Below are 16,247 nucleotides of genomic sequence, written 5' to 3'. Positions count from 1 at the left end.
TGGTTTCCTGAAATTATCTATTATAAAGTAATAATTAAATTATTGTCCTAATTTACTTAAAGTCTTATTTGTTGCCAAATTTAGATATAATCATTTTTGTTAATAAATTTTAAAGGTTCAAGTTTTTTATGAGTAAATATTCGCAAATTTCTAGCTACTTAGAGTATTTTTTAGACAATGAAGTCAAAAAGACTGGTATTAAAAAAGTTGTAGTTGGACTTAGTGGTGGACTTGATTCTGCTGTTGTTGCTGTGTTAGCTCATAGAGTTTTTGGTGATGACCTTTTATGTGTAAAAATGCCATCTCATTACTCTTCACAGAGTTCAATTGATGATGCGGATGAGTTGTGTAGAGATTTTAAGATGAAATCTGAGACAGCTTCTATTGAGCCAATGTTAAAAGTTTATGAAGAGATGAATCCAGACTTAGATAACCTTAGAAAAGGGAATTTTTCATCTCGTATGAGAATGTCTACTCTGTTTGACATCTCCGCTCGTGAGAATGCTTTAGTTTTGGGTACAAGTAACAAAAGTGAACTTATGCTTGGATACGGAACTCTTTATGGGGATCTCTCTAGTGCACTCAACCCTATAGGTGATCTTTATAAAAGTGAAGTTTTTGAACTCGCACGCTACCTTGGAGTGAGTAAGAGTATTATTAAAAAGCCACCATCTGCTGATTTATGGGATGGTCAAAGTGATGAAGCAGATTTAGGGTATACATATGCACAGCTTGATAGCGCAATGAAGCTCTACGTTGAAGATAGGTTGTCTCGTGATGAGATAGTAGCAAAGGGTGTAGAAGCAAAAATGTTAGATATGATTATAAGTAGAATATTTCGCAACCATTTTAAAAGAAAAATGCCAGTAATAGCGAAACTAACATCTAGAACCCTAAACCATGATTTTAATTATCCTAGGGATATAACTTTATAAGGAATTATTATGAATATACCATTTAATAGATATGAAAGTTCTCGTGATGCGCACTCAAATGTGAGTGATTCACTAGATGGAGAAGAGATAAGTCAAGTTGAAGAGTTAGAGCGTGAGTTTGCAGAGTATGTTGGTGCTGACTATACACTTGCAACCTCTCATGGTACATCAGCACTTCATCTTGCAATGATCGCACTTGATCTGAAACGCGGGGACAAAGTGGTTTGTTGTGTAAACTCTCACCCTAGCGTTCCTGAAGTAGTACGTCATTTTGATGCAGAACCTGTTTTTATAGATATTCAAGAGGGAAGCTACAACATAAACTTAGATAAGTTAGAAAGCTATCTTGAAGATAATAAAACAAAAAAACTAAAAGCGGTAATCATTACCCATTTAGGTGGTGTAACAGTAGACCTAGATCGTGTTTACTCTATGGCTAGTATCTATAATGTAAGAATAGTTGAAGATGCAAGTGATGCACTTGGTGCTACATATAAAGGTAAACGCATAGGCTCTACAGGTGCTGATATAGTATGTTTTAACTTCTCTCCACATCTGAAGAAAAATATCTGTAATGGGGGTATGCTTGTTACAAATGATGACGTAATCATAGAGAGAGCTAAGCTTTTATCTAATCATGCAATCGTAAGAGATGATGATGCTTTAGAGTATATTTACGACGTTGTAGATATTGGAAATGATTACTCTTTAAGTGAATTAAACGCAGCGTATATCCGTGCATTAATAGTCGAGCAAGATGAGACTATAAAAAGACACCAAGAGATAGCTAAGGCCTATACTAAAGGTCTAGAAAACGTTGATCATGTAACTACTCCAGATATGGATAATGAAGAGAACCCATTTTCTCTGTATATCATCAAGATAGACAAAAATCGTGACTCTTTTGCAGTTGGCTTACGTGATGCTGGCGTTGGAACTGGTCTTCATTATATACCACTACATTTACTCTCTTACTACAAGACAAAGTATTCACTGCGTGTAAATGACTTTCCAGTAGCGCTTCGCTCATATCAGCAGATACTCTCACTTCCAATCTATCCAACGATGAGTGATGCTGAAGTAAAAAGTGTTATTGATAAAATTAAAAAAATAGCTAAAACAAGAGTCTAATAAGATATTGAAAAAATCTTTTGTTTTTTGGGTTGAAGAGTATTTCTACAGCCCAAGCTTTTTGCAAAAACTTCTCTCCCTTCTTTTTTTACCACTGAGTTATCTCTACTGTTTTTTAATGTACTTGCGTTTTAAGAGTAAAAATGCTGAAGATTTTGGTCTCAAGGTTATTAGTGTAGGGAACTTAAATGTAGGTGGTAGTGGAAAAACACCGCTAGTGAGTGCATTGGCCCAAAGATACGAAAAGAGTGCAATTGTACTTCGTGGGTATGGACGAGACTCAAAAGGTCTACATATCGTAAGTGATGGCTCAAACATTTTGTGTGATGTAAATGTAAGTGGCGATGAAGCGATGATATACGCTAAAAAAGTATCAAATGCTATTGTTATAGTGAGTGAAGATAGAAAGATTGCCATACAAAAAGCTAAAGAGATGGGTGCAAAGATTCTCTTTTTAGATGATGCATACTCTAAGCATGATATAAATAAATTAGACTTCCTAATAGAAGTAGAGTCTAAAAATAGAAGATGCCTACCCTCAGGTCCTTATAGAGAGAGGTTATGGAAAGAAAAAAGAGCGATAATCCTCAAAGATGGCGTTGATTTTAAAAGGGTAGTCGAGCTTAAAGATAGATGTGATAAAATGTCGCTTTTAACAGCTATAGCAAGACCACGGCGTTTGGATAGCTATCTACCTAATGTTGTGAGTAAAAACTACTTTGAAGATCATCACTCATTTAAAAAAAATGAATTAGAAGAGATACTACAAAGAGATAATTCAGACTCTCTTTTGGTAACTTATAAAGATTTTGTAAAAGTTGAATCATTTGGACTTCCTCTATCGCTACTAGATATGCATATGGAAGTAGATAAAAAAGTATTTGAAATTATAGGAACGTATATTGAAAGCTAAAATTGAAACGGTAAAGACACTTCTTGACGCTCTTCCATTTATAAAAGAGTTTAGAAAAGAGATAGTAGTTATAAAGTATGGTGGTTCAGCACAAACTTCTCCTGAGTTAAAAGAGAAGTTCGCTGAAGATATTTTGCTGATGTACCTTGTGGGCATTAAACCAGTTATCATTCATGGTGGTGGTCAAAAAATTACAGATATGCTTGACGCTTTAAAGATAGATACAAAGTTTATAGATGGTCAGCGCGTAACAACCAAAGAGGTTATGAGAATAGCTGAGATGATTTTAAGTGGAGAGATAAATAAAGAGATAGTCTCACTGCTTAACTCTCATGGAGCGAAGGCTATAGGTATAAGTGGCAAAGACGCTCATTTTATTACGGCAGAGGCAAAAGATTTCTCAAGATGGGGTCTTACTGGAAATATTACAAATGTTAAAGCAGATGTGGTAAATAATCTTATTCATGAGAGTTTTATCCCCGTTATTGCACCAATTGCAGCGGGTGAGGAGATGGGCCATCCAGGGTTTAATATAAACGCAGACTTGTGTGCTTCATATGTTGCAAAAGCCATAGGGGCAAACAAGATAATCTTCTTAACGGATACAGAGGGCGTTTTAAATAAAGACAAAGTACTTTACTCAACGCTTACTAAAGGTGAGGTAGAGGCACTAAAAGCTGATGGAACAATCCATGGTGGTATGGTTCCAAAAGTGGACGCTTGTCTTGAAGCTATCGACGGTGGGGTTCAAAAAGCACATATCATTGATGGAAGGCTAGAACACTCAATGCTTCTCGAACTTTTCACGTCCGAGGGTGTTGGAACGCAAATCGTTAAGTAATAAGTGATATAATTCTTGAAATATATTTTACAATTTTTAACTCTTTTGTTTGTCTGTTTTACTCCTTTACTCTCAAATGACTACCAAGAGAGGCGAGAAATATCCTTGCAAAAGGATGAGCAAAAGAAAATTCTTGTAAAATATGCCAATTATACAAAAGAGTTTAAATTCCGATGGACGCTCTACACTAATGAAGGCCTAGTAGTGCTTCGCTCTTATAATAAAAGAGTTGCACAAAATATCCTTTATTTAAATAATACAAATCAAAGTTTTAAAGTTTACCTCAAAGCAAAAGGAGCACACTCTTATGAGACTCCATACCTGCTGGTAAAGTTTAAAGAGTTTGATATACAAAAAGATAGTGCAACTTTTGAGCTTTTTTTATCTGATAGAGAGTCTCAGATAAATTTACAAGATTTGAAAAATAATTAAAGTGAGACAATGCAAAGAGTAGAAGAAGAGTTAACAAGGTTAATAAAAGAGATAGATTACGATGAGGTTACTAAACTCTTTAGTATGCTTAGTGGTGGCAAACGCTTACGTGCAAAATTAATTTTAAAAATTGCGGGTGAACATAAAGACGCGCCACTTTTAGCAGCTATAGTTGAGTTGATTCATGGTGCGTCGCTTTTACATGACGATGTTATAGATGATGCAATGACAAGACGTGGTGTAGCCTCAGTAAACGCGACTGAAGGAAGTAAAATGTCTATTATGCTTGGGGATGTTCTTTACTCAAAAGCATTTACCGAACTTGTGGCGTTTGATAAAGAGATCGCTAGAGTTATATCATCTTCAGTTACCGCACTTTCAAAAGGTGAAATGATGGATGTGAAGATGGCAGAGTCATTTAACACTGACGAAGAAAAATATCTCAATATGCTCTATTTAAAAACTGCAACGCTAATCGAAGCGGCGGCAAAAGCAAGTGCAATACTTGTAGATAAAGACGTCCAAAAACATGCACTTTATGGAAAAAATCTAGGTCTATCTTTTCAGATAATAGATGATATCTTAGATATCACTTCAGATGAGAAAACTTTAGGAAAACCTGCAATGAATGACTTTGTAGAAGGTAAATGTACTCTGCCATATATCTACTTAGACAAGGTGCTAAATCGTGAGGAGTCACAAAGACTTAAATCGTCACATGCAAAAAATATATCTGCTTCAGAAATGGAGTGGATAAAAACAAAGATGCAAGAGAATAAAACGATAGAAAAATCTTTTGAATTAGCACAACAATTATCGAATGAAGCACAAGTTGCAGTAAGTGATGATAAAGAGTTAGTAGGTATTTTAGAAACTATGATTAAGAGAAGTTATTAATGCACTATCTAAATATAAGTTTCACACATAAAAACTCAACTATGCAGATAAGAGAAAAACTCTCACACAAAGATGATGATGATAAAAAAAAGTGCCTTGAGCGTCTTTTATCATCTACTCATATCAGTGAAGCAATACTAATCTCAACTTGTAATAGAATGGAAGTGTTATGTAATTGTAGTGATATTCCAGGAGCTACCGAACATATATTTAACATGCTAAGTAATCGATCGGGCATAAGTATAGAAGAGCTAGAAGGGCGTGCAGATGTTTTTGATGATAGTAGCGCAATTCACCATCTTTTTAGCGTGGCTGCGTCACTTGATTCTATGGTTATAGGTGAAACACAGATAGTTGGACAGCTAAAAGATGCTTTTAGACTCTCTTATGATAATCAGTTTTGTTCTAAAAAACTTGCTCGTGCAATGAAATCAGCGTTTAAATGTGCTGCAAAGGTCAGAAACTCTACAGACATATCTTCCAAACCTGTTTCAATGGCGAGTGTAGCTGTTGCAAAGTTGAAGTCATTAGTTGATGATATAAGTGGTAAAAAAGCTCTTGTAATTGGGACAGGCGAAATGTCTGAAATTACAGCAAAACATTTAGTAAATGCTGGTGCAGATGTTTACATAATGAATAGAACAAAACATAAGGCAGAAGCTCTCGCGTTAGAGTGTAAATGTAAGGTTATAAATTTTGAAGAATTAGCAAGTGCGGTAAATGATTTTGAAATACTTTTTACAGCAACGTCTTCTAGTGAACCCATTATCACTGATTCGATTATAAATGCAAGAGACTTTGATAGATACTGGTTTGATTTAGCACTACCTCGTGATATTAACTATAATAAAGGTGAGAGAATTCATCTTTATGTTATTGATGATTTAAAAATAATTGTTGATGAAAATATGAGTTCACGGGAGCATGCTTCTAGAGTGGCTCATGGAATTATTGGTCGAGGAATTGTAGAGTTTTTTGAGTGGTTAAATACTCAAGACACAGAGCAAATAATAAAAGAGATATACCAACGTGCAAATATTGCAGCTAAAGAAGAGAGTACTCGGGCTATAAAAAATGGATATATTCCAAAAGAGTATGAAGAAGAAGCACTTAAACTATGTGAACAGACATTAAAAAGATTTTTACACAATATGACAGCAAGTATGAGAAACTCATCCCAAGATGCACAAACTGAGCTCTTAAGCGGTGCGATGTCAGCAATAATAAAAGAAAATAATTAAGGACTATAATGAGAAGAAGTAAGGCATTTATACCAACATCTAAAGAAGCACCATCTGATGCACAACTAGCTAGTCATATATTTTTATCTCGTGGTGGCTTTATATCACAAAACGCAAGCGGGCTTTATAACTACATGCCTTTAGCTAAGCGAGTTATGAAAAAAATAGAAAACATTATACATGAAGAGATGCATAAAGTAGGGGCACAAGAAGTTGAACTTAGTTTTGTTACGCCTGCAGCACTTTGGGAAGAGTCAGGACGTATAGAGAAGTTTGGTAAAGAACTTCTGCGTTTTAAAGATAGAAAAGAGAATCTTTTTTTACTTGGACCAACGCATGAAGAGATGATGGTAGACATGGTACGCAATCGCGTTACTTCGTATAAAAACTTACCACTTAATCTTTATCAGATTAAAACAAAGTTCCGTGATGAAGCAAGACCGCGTTTTGGTCTTATGCGTGGACGTGAATTTACTATGAAAGATGGCTACTCTTTTCACTCTTCAGACGAAGACTTAAATAGAGAATTTGAGACTATTGAGGCGGCTTATAAAAAGATACTTACACGTTTAGGACTTGATTATAGAGTAGTTGAAGCGGATAGTGGAGCTATTGGTGGAAGTGGCAGTAAAGAGTTAATGGTTATAGCTGATAGTGGCGAAGATACAATCGCAATTTGTTCAGAGTGTGAATATGGTGCAAATATAGAAGCGGCAAGTCGTTCATCAAGAACTAATATTCCTGAAGCTCCTGAGGCGGAATTTAACAAATTTCAAACGCCAAATATTAAAAGTATAGACGAACTTAGTGAGTTTTTTAAAATAGACTCTTATTACACTATAAAATGTGTTGCTAAAAAACTTATATATGAAGACTCAGAGGAGATAGTACTTTTTTTCTTACGTGGATGTGATAATCTCCAAGAGGTTAAGGCTCTTAACGCAACTGAAGCTCTTGATATAACAGATGCAAGTGAAGAGGAGCTAAAATCTATAGGTTTAACTCCAGGTTTTATTGGTCCACTTGATCAGCTAAAAGCAAAGCATGTGATTGATAGTGACTTAAAAGCTGCAAAAAATATGATATGTGGAGCTAATGAGCTTGATTATCACTTTGTTGGAGTTGATTTAAGCGTTATTGATGAAGTTGCGTACTATTTTGATATCGCTGAAGTGAATGAGGGTGACGGATGTCCTTGTTGTGATGGAAAACTCTCTTTTACTAAGGGAATTGAAGTTGGACATATCTTTAAACTCGGGACTACTTACTCTAAGGCTTTAAAAGCGGAGTACTTAGATGAAAATGGAAAAGCACAGCCTTTTATCATGGGAACTTATGGAATGGGAGTCTCGCGTTTAGTGGCTTCCGTTGTAGAGCAACATCATGATGAGAATGGTTGTATCTGGAGTAAAGCGACAGCTCCATATATGGTTAACGTCATGGTTTCAAATATAAAAGATGAAGAGCAGATGAGAGTAGGAGAAGAGCTGTACTCTAAACTACAAGAGTCTGGTGTTGAAGTGATGATAGATGATAGAAAAGATAGATTTGGATTTAAGATGAAAGATGCTGAGCTTATAGGTTTTCCATACACTGTTATCGTTGGAAAAGAGTTGGCAAATGGACAAGTTCAAATTTACGATAGAAAAACAACTGAAAAAACTGCTGCAAACATAGATGAAGTTTTTGCTAAAGTGATGGAGATGATATAGATGATATACTTTTTAGTATATTTTTTCTTAGAAGTAGTCATATCTGTAGAAATTTCCTCCTATCTAGGTGGAGTACTGACATTTGCTGAGATACTTCTGAGTGCATTTATTGGTATCTCCATACTTATCAATTTTAGAAAAACATTAGTTGAAAATATGACGGCAGTCTCTTATAACTGTATTGATCTTGAGCAATTTCAAAGGTTAAACCTCTTTACTCTATTTGGAGCTATACTTTTAATCGTACCTGGTTTTTTAACGGATATTTTAGGTCTTTTAATGCAGTTGAGTACTTTTACAAGTCTAATTGTTAACCGATATAATGTAAAATCAGGAAAGTGTAACAGTTCTTATAAAGAACAATATAATATAAAAAAGGATTCAGATGTCATTGATGTTGAAATTATTAGCGATAACCCTTCTATTAAGTAGTTTTGCAAACGCGACTACAACAAGTAAAAAAGTTGAAGATTACTTAAGTGATGAATTTGGAGATAATCCAAATCTAAAATCTGTTAAAGTTGCAGTTGATGAAGTAAAAGCACTTGAGAATTTAAAAGGATGGAATGCTTATATAGTTGATGTTGAAGCAGTTATAAAAAAAGATCCAAAGAACCTCATAAAGCAAAAAATGATCTGGTTTTCAAATGGTGATATCATCACAAAAGAACTTACAAGTATGAACTCAGGTGAAAATTTAGCTGACCTTGTAAAACCAAATTTTAAGCCAGCATACTATTCAAAAGAAAATCTTATCTATGGAAATGTAGATGCTGAGCATAGAGTTGCAATTTTTTCAGACCCTTTATGCCCATTTTGCAGAAGTTTTGTTCCAAAAGCGATAGAAGAGATGAAAAAAAGACCTGAAAAGTTTGCTATATACTACTATCACTTTCCTCTCCCGCGTTTACACCCAGCAGCAGTGCCTATAGTTAGAGCAGCAGTAGCAGCTGAACATAAAGGTTTTAAAGATGTAGTACTTAAGATGTACAACATCAAGATTGATTCCAACGAAAAAGACATTAAAAAAGTTTTAGCAGCTTTTAACAAAGCAGTTGGAAGTAATATTAAACCTGAAGATTTACTTCCTAAAGAGATAGAAGAACAGGTAAAGTTTGATTTAGATGTTGCTAATAGTGTAATGGTTGCTGGAACGCCAACAGTTTACTTTGATGACAAAGTAGATAAAACAAAGAAAAAATACCAAACTGTAAAATAAAGAATATAATTAATGACAAAATTAACAATAGCAACAAGAACATCACAACTAGCACTTTGGCAAGCTTATCATATAAAAGATAGAATAGAAACGAGTTATCCTGAGGTTAGTGTCGAGTTAAATAAGATAGTAAGTAATGGTGATAAAGTTTTAGATAAACCACTGGCATTAATTGGTGGTAAAGGTCACTTTACTAAAGAACTTGAAGATGAGATGTTAGCTGGAAACGCTGATATTGCAGTACATAGTTTAAAAGATGTTCCTACATATATACCTGAAGGGTTAGAACTTGTTGCAGTAACAAAAAGACAAGATCAAAGCGATGTCTTTTTATCTCATAAATATGCATCTTTAGATGAGTTGCCACAGGATGCAGTAGTTGGAACAACAAGTCTAAGACGTCGTATGCAACTTCTAAAAAAAAGACCTGATTTAAAGGTTAAAGATTTAAGAGGTAATGTAAATACGAGACTTCGAAAGTTGAGTGAAGGCCAATATGATGCAATTATTTTAGCTTGGATAGGTCTTAATCGCCTTGACCTTTTAAAAGATATTCCATACACAGATAAGCTCTCCCTAGATATGATGATCCCTCCTATGGGACAAGCAGCTCTTGGAATAGAAATAGTAACTGGTAATGAAAAGATTCGTGAGATTGCGAATAGTTTAAAAGATGAAAATACATTTATATGCACACAAATTGAACGCGACTTTATCTCTAAGATAGGAGCTGGATGTTCTGCTCCTGTTGCATGTAACGCAGTAATTGATGGTAATAATATAGTTTTTAGAACCATGTTAGGTTTTCCTAATGGTACAAATATTATGCAAGAAAAAGTCATTAGAGCTATAGATGAGAGTCAAGATTTAGGTAATGAACTTGCAAAAAAAATGATAGATAATGGAGCTTTAGAACTACTGATAAATGCAGAAAAAACTGCCTTTAAAGAAGAAATGCCACAAAGATTATAATTTATACTTTCTTTACACTCTTAAGCTAAGATTCTCAAAATTTAATATTTGGAATCCCATGCTACTGAGAAATATCCTCATACTCATCACCTTTATACTCTTAAGTATCGTCATAGTTTTTTTTGCACAAAAGAGTATTACTAGTGCTTATGACAATGCTATATCAAAGTTTTCATCTAACTTATTAAATGATCTTCAAATTGAAGAGAGGTATGCACAAGATATAGGTTTTGTAGTTTTAACCACTATCTCTGAAAATCCTAAAATCATAAACTCATTAAAAAAGCATGATAGAAGCATCGCCATAAAAGAGTTGAATAAAATAGTAGCTGAATATAAAGCTAAAACTAACATAAAAAACTTAAAGATCCATATTCACACTGCTGATATGAAATCTTTTATTAGACACTGGAAACTTAATAAGTATGGAGATGATTTAAGTGGCTTTAGGAAAACAGTTGTAAAAGTACATGATACAAAAGAATCTGTTTTTGCATTTGAAATTGGACGTATTGGGCTTACTTTGAGAACATTACTCCCGATTGAAGATGATGGTGTATATCTTGGATCAATAGAGTTTATTCAACAATTTAATCAGGTGCCTGCACAGTTTGAAAAGCATGGAAATCAATACTTGTTATTGATGGATAAGTCATATCTTAATATTGCAAAGTATCTTACTACGTCACCAGATATGGAAAATTATAAAGTTTCATCAAAATATTTTAATAAGGACTTTTTAGAAGAGTCAAGGAAAATAGATTTTAATATACTTAGAAGTAACAAATTCTATTTTAGCAACATGTATATGTTTGTATATAAAGATATTATTGATGTTAATAATAATATTGTAGGAATGCATTTATTAGCTATACCGAGTAAAAAAGTTAATGAACTTATTGAGAATGACAAAAATACTATAATGTTGTCATCTCTATTTGGATTTGTAATTATGCTCTTGATTCTTTTATTGATGTACTTTATGAACAAAAAATAAAGTTAGATTTTTTATAGACTTAGTCATTATATGCTACAATCGCGAAAATTATTGAGTTGGATGCATGAAAAAAACTATAAACCTTTTAAAAGAAAATGATGAAATAAGAATAATAGAAGATGAATTAGATATATATCTAGAAATTCCTCACCTAGCTTATGCAGAAGTAAAGAAAAAAGATGGAGGTAAAGCACTTCTTTTTACAAATGTAGTAGATAAAAAAAATGATAAAAAGTTTGAAGAACCTGTTTTAATGAATATCTTTGGATCTTATAAACGCTGCGAGTTGCTTTTTGGTCGTTCTATAGAATCAGTTGCTGATGAGATTACTAAATTACTTCATATGAAACCACCTTCAGGTTTTATGAATAAGATATCAATGGCGGGTGAACTTTTCTCTTTAAAAAATATTTTCCCTAAAAAGCTTAAAGGAGAAGGTGCTTGTCAAGAGATTAAATACCTAGATGACGAAGTAGATCTAACAAAAATACCTGTCCTCACAACTTGGGAGCAAGATGGTGGTCCCTTTATTACCATGGGTCAAGTATATACTCAAAGTCTTGATGGTGAAATGGTAAATCTTGGTATGTATAGACTTCAAGTCTATGATAAGAATCATCTTGGAATGCACTGGCAGATTCATAAAGATAGTTCACATTTTTTTGACCAATACCAAAAAGCTGGAAAAAAAATGCCGGTGAGTGTTGCTATTGGAGGTAATCCACTATATACTTGGTGTGCAACTGCTCCTCTACCTTATGGTGTTAATGAGTTACTAATGTATGGCCTTATTACAAAAACACCTGCAAAGCTTGTTAAGTCCTTAACTACACCCCTCTATATTCCTAATGATGTTGATTATGTAATTGAAGGTTGGGTGGATACTGAACAGTTAAGAGTGGAAGGTCCATTTGGAGATCATACAGGTTACTATACTCTAGAAGAACAGTACCCTGTAATGAATGTAAGTGCAATTAGTATGAAAAAAGATAGAACTTTTCTAGCAACAGTTGTAGGTAAGCCACCGCTTGAAGATAAGTATATGGGTTGGGCTACTGGAAAGATATTTTTTCCTCTTTTAAAAACTACTACACCTGATTTGCTAGACTATCATATGCCAGAAAATGCGGGTTTTCATAATCTTATACTTGCAAAAATGCAGCCTCTATATAAGGGTCATGCAAAACAGTTTATGCATGCTTTTTGGGGTGCAGGGCAGATGAGTTTTGTAAAACATGCAATATTTGTGGATGAAAATGCACCTAAACTTGATAACTATGAGTCATTTGCTACTTATGTTTTAAATAGGTTTGCCCCAAAATCTATGTTTATAACAGAGGGAATTTTGGATGCACTTGACCACTCATCACCTGAAACATTAGTTGGGGGAAAATTAGGTATAGATGCAACTGCTGCAAATGTAGTTGAAGCTCCAAATTTACTCGGAGATGCAGAGTTACTTTTAAAGATAAAAGAGTTGATACCAGAAGCTGTTGCTCTTCATCAGTATATGAGAAGAACAAAAAATCCTATCACAGTTATCACAGTAAACAAAACAAGAAATATTCGTGAATGTTTTGATGCTTTAATTACATTGAGTCCAAATCTAAGAATTGTAGTTTTTGTAGATGTAAAGAAAAATGATGTATTAAACTCTTATATGCTTATATGGCGTGTAACAAATAATATAGACGCCCTACGTGATATATATGTGTCAGGTTTAATGGTTGGCATAGATGGAACAAATAAAAACTCTTTTGATGGATATAAGCGCGAATGGCCCGATGATGTTGATTGTACAGAACATATAGTAGAAGTATTAAAGTCAAAAAAACTTTGGGATTTAGAAGAAAGACTTAATAATAAGTTTCAATTATAGCTATTTTTCTATTTTCAAATTAAATTTAACTTGTATAAGGAATTTATAATAATTTCTAATGTAATATAGAATATCAATTTTAAAGGATAGATATGAGAAAACTTGTATTGATTTTTTTAGCTCTAACAGTTTTTACTTTAACATCTTCTAATGCTGCGATATATAAGGGCCAAAGGGTTTTTGTAAAGCAGTGTATCAAGTGTCATGATGCTGGACAAAATTTTGTTGCCAAGTATAAGATGAGAAAATGGAAAAAGCTTATGAAAAAGAAAGGCAAGCCACTTTCTCAGCTTCACCTAAAAAATCCAAAAGCTAAAAAGTCACATAAGTATTTCAAAAGTAAAAAATATTTTAAAAAGACAAAACATCTAAAGCAATTTCTTATTGAATATGCTAAAGATAGTGGGAATGTTCCTGCTTGTAACTAACTCTATCACTTTCTAAATTATTAAATAAAGCATTACATATTATGCTTTATTTGCTACACCCCTTTGTTAAATCATCTATTTTCGCTAAAATACAAAACTTTTTAAAATCGGAGATTCCTTATGGATAAAATGTGGTCAGGTCGCTTTAGTGCGGGTGCATCAAACTTGTTAGATCAATTTAATGCTTCAATAATGTATGATAGAAAACTATATCGTGAAGATATTGAAGGATCTTTAGCACATGCTTCTATGCTTGCTAAGCAAGGCATATTAACAACTGAAGAACTTCGAGAGATTGTAGATGGATTAAATCAAGTTAGAAATGAGATAGAATCTGGTGAATTCGAGTGGAAAATATCTGATGAAGATCTTCATATGGGTATCGAAAAGCGTTTAACTGCTATTATCGGTGATACTGGTAAGAAACTTCATACTGCTAGAAGTAGAAATGATCAAGTAGCAGTGGATTTTAGACGTTATGTTCTTCGTAAAAATTTAGAGATAGTTGATGCACTTAAACTCTTAATGAATGAAGTAGTAGTAGTAGCAGATTTACATACTGAAACACTTATACCAGGAATGACTCACTTACAACATGCACAACCTATCAACTTTGCTTTTCATCTAGGTGCTTACCTCTCAATGTTTAAACGCGATATTGCACGTTTTGAAGATTCATACAAACGAAACAATATATCTCCACTTGGATGTGCTGCACTTGCAGGAACTCCACATAACGTAGATAGAGAGATGACAGCTGATATTTTAGGCTTTGATAGTGTAAGTGTGAACTGTTTAGATACGGTAAGTGATAGAGATTTTGCACTTGAGATTTTATTTAATATTTCAACTATGATGATGCATATCTCGCGTTTAAGTGAAGAGCTAGTAATGTGGTCATCATATGAATTTGGATTTGTTGAGTTAAGTGATGAGTACTCTACGGGTAGTTCTATCATGCCTCAAAAGAAAAATCCAGATGTTCCAGAACTTCTTCGTGGAAAGACTGGTCGTGTTTATGGATCACTTATGGGATTACTAACTGTTATGAAAGGCTTGCCTCTCGCATATAACAAAGATACTCAAGAAGATAAAGAGGGTGTATTTGATGCAGTTGAGACTGCTGAAATATCTTTAGAGATCTTAAAAGAAGCTATAAAAACTATGGAAGTTAAAGCTAAAAATATGGAATCTGCATGTGCTATAGGACACTTAAGTGCTACTGACTTAGCTGATTATTTAGTTGAGAAGTGTGCTATTCCATTTCGTGAAGCTCACTTTATTACAGGGCGTGCAGTAGCTAAAGGTGAAGAGTTAAATGTTGACCTCTCTAAAATGGAATATAAATACCTTAAAGAGATTGATGAGAGAATTAATGAAGATGTAATGGAGTTTTTAGGACTCCGTCACTCAATGAATGCTAGAACTTCAGAGGGTGGAACAGCATCAATTAGAACAAAAGAGCAGCTAGAGTACTTTAAAAAATATTTACAAGGAGCAAAGTAATGAAAATATCAGTATCACATAAAGAGGCTATGAAGTTTGAAGCTACAACTTCAAAGAGTAGTTTTATAATTGATTGTCCAACTATATCGCCTATTGAGTATTTTTTATCTGGAATAATTACATGTAGTGCGACAGATATAATCTTAATACCTAAAAATCAAGGCAAAACTGTAACAGATTTAGTTGTGGATGGAGAAGTGAATCGTGCAGAACCACATCCTGCTAAATTTGATACTTTACATCTAACTTACAATTTTAATTCTGATGGAGATGATACAACAGCCGCAAGATGGGTTATGGCATCTCTTGAGACATACTGCTCAACTATAAACACTATCCGTGATACAACTGCAATATCTTACTCAATAACACATAATGGCAAACTTATTCGTGAAAATGAAAAAATGATAAGTGGTGGTGGAAGTAAGATTGACATGGGTGAAATTGAGGCTTGTCCAAGTTAATAATATTTCATGACAAAATGTCATTCTTTTTAAAGCAATCTAAAAAAGAGTCTACAATACCTCAAATAATCATAAAGGATTGTAGATGTATGAAATGGCAATTGTTTTATCTTCAAGTGGAGTTTTAATGCTTATCGCATATGAACTCTCTAATATTTTAAAAAGAAGAGAATGGGGCGAAAACTCAAAGAGTTTTTTCTAACCATTCAAATTCGATTTTTTTACTTCAAGTTTAGAGGTTGTTTTTAGGGTCTGCATCACTAAAATGTCCCCATTTTAGTCTAGCCCCACCCAGAACATGAAAGTGTAGGTGTTTAACTTCTTGACCACCATTATCACCAACATTAGTGATAACTCTATAACCACTTTTATCTATTTTTACCTCTTTAGCAATATCTTGTATAAACTCTGTCATACTAGACATTAACTCAGGGTTTAGTTCATTAAAACTGTCAACATGTATTTTAGGAATAGCTAAAATATGAACAGGAGCTTTTGGATTAATATCATGAAAAGCTAGAAAGTTGTCATTTTCGAGAATTACATTTGATGGGATTTCTTTATTTACGATTTTACAAAATAGACACATACTGTTTTCCTTATTTTTAGTTAATTATATCATAGTACAAGCTTAATGAAGCTATATATAAATTAATTTTGACTATAATATATTTCAAATT

At 33.6% G+C, this 16,247-nt stretch carries 17 protein-coding genes; 16 read left to right on the top strand and 1 reads right to left on the bottom strand.

Annotated elements, in window-relative coordinates:
- The first annotated feature begins 128 nt into the window (after window positions 1-128).
- The 16 genes from GJV85_RS08160 (at window position 129) to GJV85_RS08085 (ending at window position 15,567) form a co-directional block, all read left to right on the top strand.
- Window positions 129-935 carry an NAD+ synthase gene (locus tag GJV85_RS08160; RefSeq protein WP_207560898.1) on the top strand — a complete coding sequence of 269 codons (807 nt, stop codon included), beginning with the start codon at window positions 129-131 and terminating at the stop codon, window positions 933-935.
- Between the two features lie 9 nt (window positions 936-944).
- Window positions 945-2,066: a DegT/DnrJ/EryC1/StrS family aminotransferase gene (locus GJV85_RS08155; protein ID WP_207560897.1), complete on the top strand. Its 1,122-nt coding sequence runs from the start codon at window positions 945-947 to the stop codon at window positions 2,064-2,066.
- Between the two features lie 7 nt (window positions 2,067-2,073).
- Complete coding sequence (locus tag GJV85_RS08150; protein ID WP_207560896.1) at window positions 2,074-2,979, top strand: tetraacyldisaccharide 4'-kinase; 906 nt, start codon at window positions 2,074-2,076, stop codon at window positions 2,977-2,979.
- Window positions 2,969-3,820, top strand: a complete 852-nt coding sequence (gene argB / locus GJV85_RS08145) for an acetylglutamate kinase (RefSeq protein WP_207560895.1) — start codon at window positions 2,969-2,971, stop codon at window positions 3,818-3,820. Before GJV85_RS08150 ends, argB begins: the two co-directional genes overlap by 11 nt.
- A gap of 15 nt (window positions 3,821-3,835) precedes the next feature.
- Window positions 3,836-4,252, top strand: a complete 417-nt coding sequence (locus GJV85_RS08140) for a hypothetical protein (RefSeq protein WP_242689771.1) — start codon at window positions 3,836-3,838, stop codon at window positions 4,250-4,252.
- Window positions 4,253-4,261: 9 nt separating this feature from the next.
- Window positions 4,262-5,149: a polyprenyl synthetase family protein gene (locus GJV85_RS08135; RefSeq protein WP_207560894.1), complete on the top strand. Its 888-nt coding sequence runs from the start codon at window positions 4,262-4,264 to the stop codon at window positions 5,147-5,149.
- Complete coding sequence (gene hemA / locus GJV85_RS08130; protein WP_207560893.1) at window positions 5,149-6,390, top strand: glutamyl-tRNA reductase; 1,242 nt, start codon at window positions 5,149-5,151, stop codon at window positions 6,388-6,390. Before GJV85_RS08135 ends, hemA begins: the two co-directional genes overlap by 1 nt.
- Before the next feature lie 8 nt (window positions 6,391-6,398).
- Window positions 6,399-8,102 (top strand): proline--tRNA ligase, encoded by a 1,704-nt coding sequence (locus GJV85_RS08125; protein ID WP_207560892.1) that lies wholly within the window; start codon window positions 6,399-6,401, stop codon window positions 8,100-8,102.
- Window positions 8,103-8,534 carry an FxsA family protein gene (locus tag GJV85_RS08120; protein WP_207560891.1) on the top strand — a complete coding sequence of 144 codons (432 nt, stop codon included), beginning with the start codon at window positions 8,103-8,105 and terminating at the stop codon, window positions 8,532-8,534.
- Window positions 8,488-9,321 carry a DsbA family protein gene (locus tag GJV85_RS08115; protein ID WP_207560890.1) on the top strand — a complete coding sequence of 278 codons (834 nt, stop codon included), beginning with the start codon at window positions 8,488-8,490 and terminating at the stop codon, window positions 9,319-9,321. The genes GJV85_RS08120 and GJV85_RS08115 overlap by 47 nt, the downstream gene beginning before the upstream one ends.
- 12 nt (window positions 9,322-9,333) lie before the next feature.
- A complete protein-coding gene (gene hemC / locus GJV85_RS08110) occupies window positions 9,334-10,293 on the top strand; it encodes a hydroxymethylbilane synthase (RefSeq protein WP_207560889.1) in 960 nt (319 codons plus the stop codon).
- A 58-nt stretch (window positions 10,294-10,351) separates the two neighbouring features.
- A complete protein-coding gene (locus GJV85_RS08105; RefSeq protein WP_207560888.1) occupies window positions 10,352-11,290 on the top strand; it encodes a cache domain-containing protein in 939 nt (312 codons plus the stop codon).
- Between the two features lie 64 nt (window positions 11,291-11,354).
- On the top strand, window positions 11,355-13,169 hold the full coding sequence (locus tag GJV85_RS08100; protein WP_207560887.1) for a menaquinone biosynthesis decarboxylase: 1,815 nt from the start codon (window positions 11,355-11,357) through the stop codon (window positions 13,167-13,169).
- 92 nt (window positions 13,170-13,261) lie between these two features.
- Complete coding sequence (locus GJV85_RS08095) at window positions 13,262-13,597, top strand: cytochrome C (protein WP_207560886.1); 336 nt, start codon at window positions 13,262-13,264, stop codon at window positions 13,595-13,597.
- Between the two features lie 120 nt (window positions 13,598-13,717).
- Window positions 13,718-15,103, top strand: a complete 1,386-nt coding sequence (argH, locus tag GJV85_RS08090; protein ID WP_207560885.1) for an argininosuccinate lyase — start codon at window positions 13,718-13,720, stop codon at window positions 15,101-15,103.
- Complete coding sequence (locus tag GJV85_RS08085; protein ID WP_207560884.1) at window positions 15,103-15,567, top strand: OsmC family protein; 465 nt, start codon at window positions 15,103-15,105, stop codon at window positions 15,565-15,567. Before argH ends, GJV85_RS08085 begins: the two co-directional genes overlap by 1 nt.
- Window positions 15,568-15,799: 232 nt before the next feature.
- On the opposite strand, the gene GJV85_RS08080 is transcribed toward GJV85_RS08085, so the two are convergent.
- A complete protein-coding gene (locus GJV85_RS08080) occupies window positions 15,800-16,156 on the bottom strand; it encodes a histidine triad nucleotide-binding protein (protein ID WP_207560883.1) in 357 nt (118 codons plus the stop codon).
- Window positions 16,157-16,247 lie beyond the last annotated feature (91 nt).

The sequence above is a fragment of the Sulfurimonas aquatica genome, assembly GCF_017357825.1.
Taxonomy (GTDB): Bacteria; Campylobacterota; Campylobacteria; order Campylobacterales; family Sulfurimonadaceae; genus Sulfurimonas; species Sulfurimonas aquatica.
This window is presented reverse-complemented; position numbering and strand designations above follow the sequence as displayed.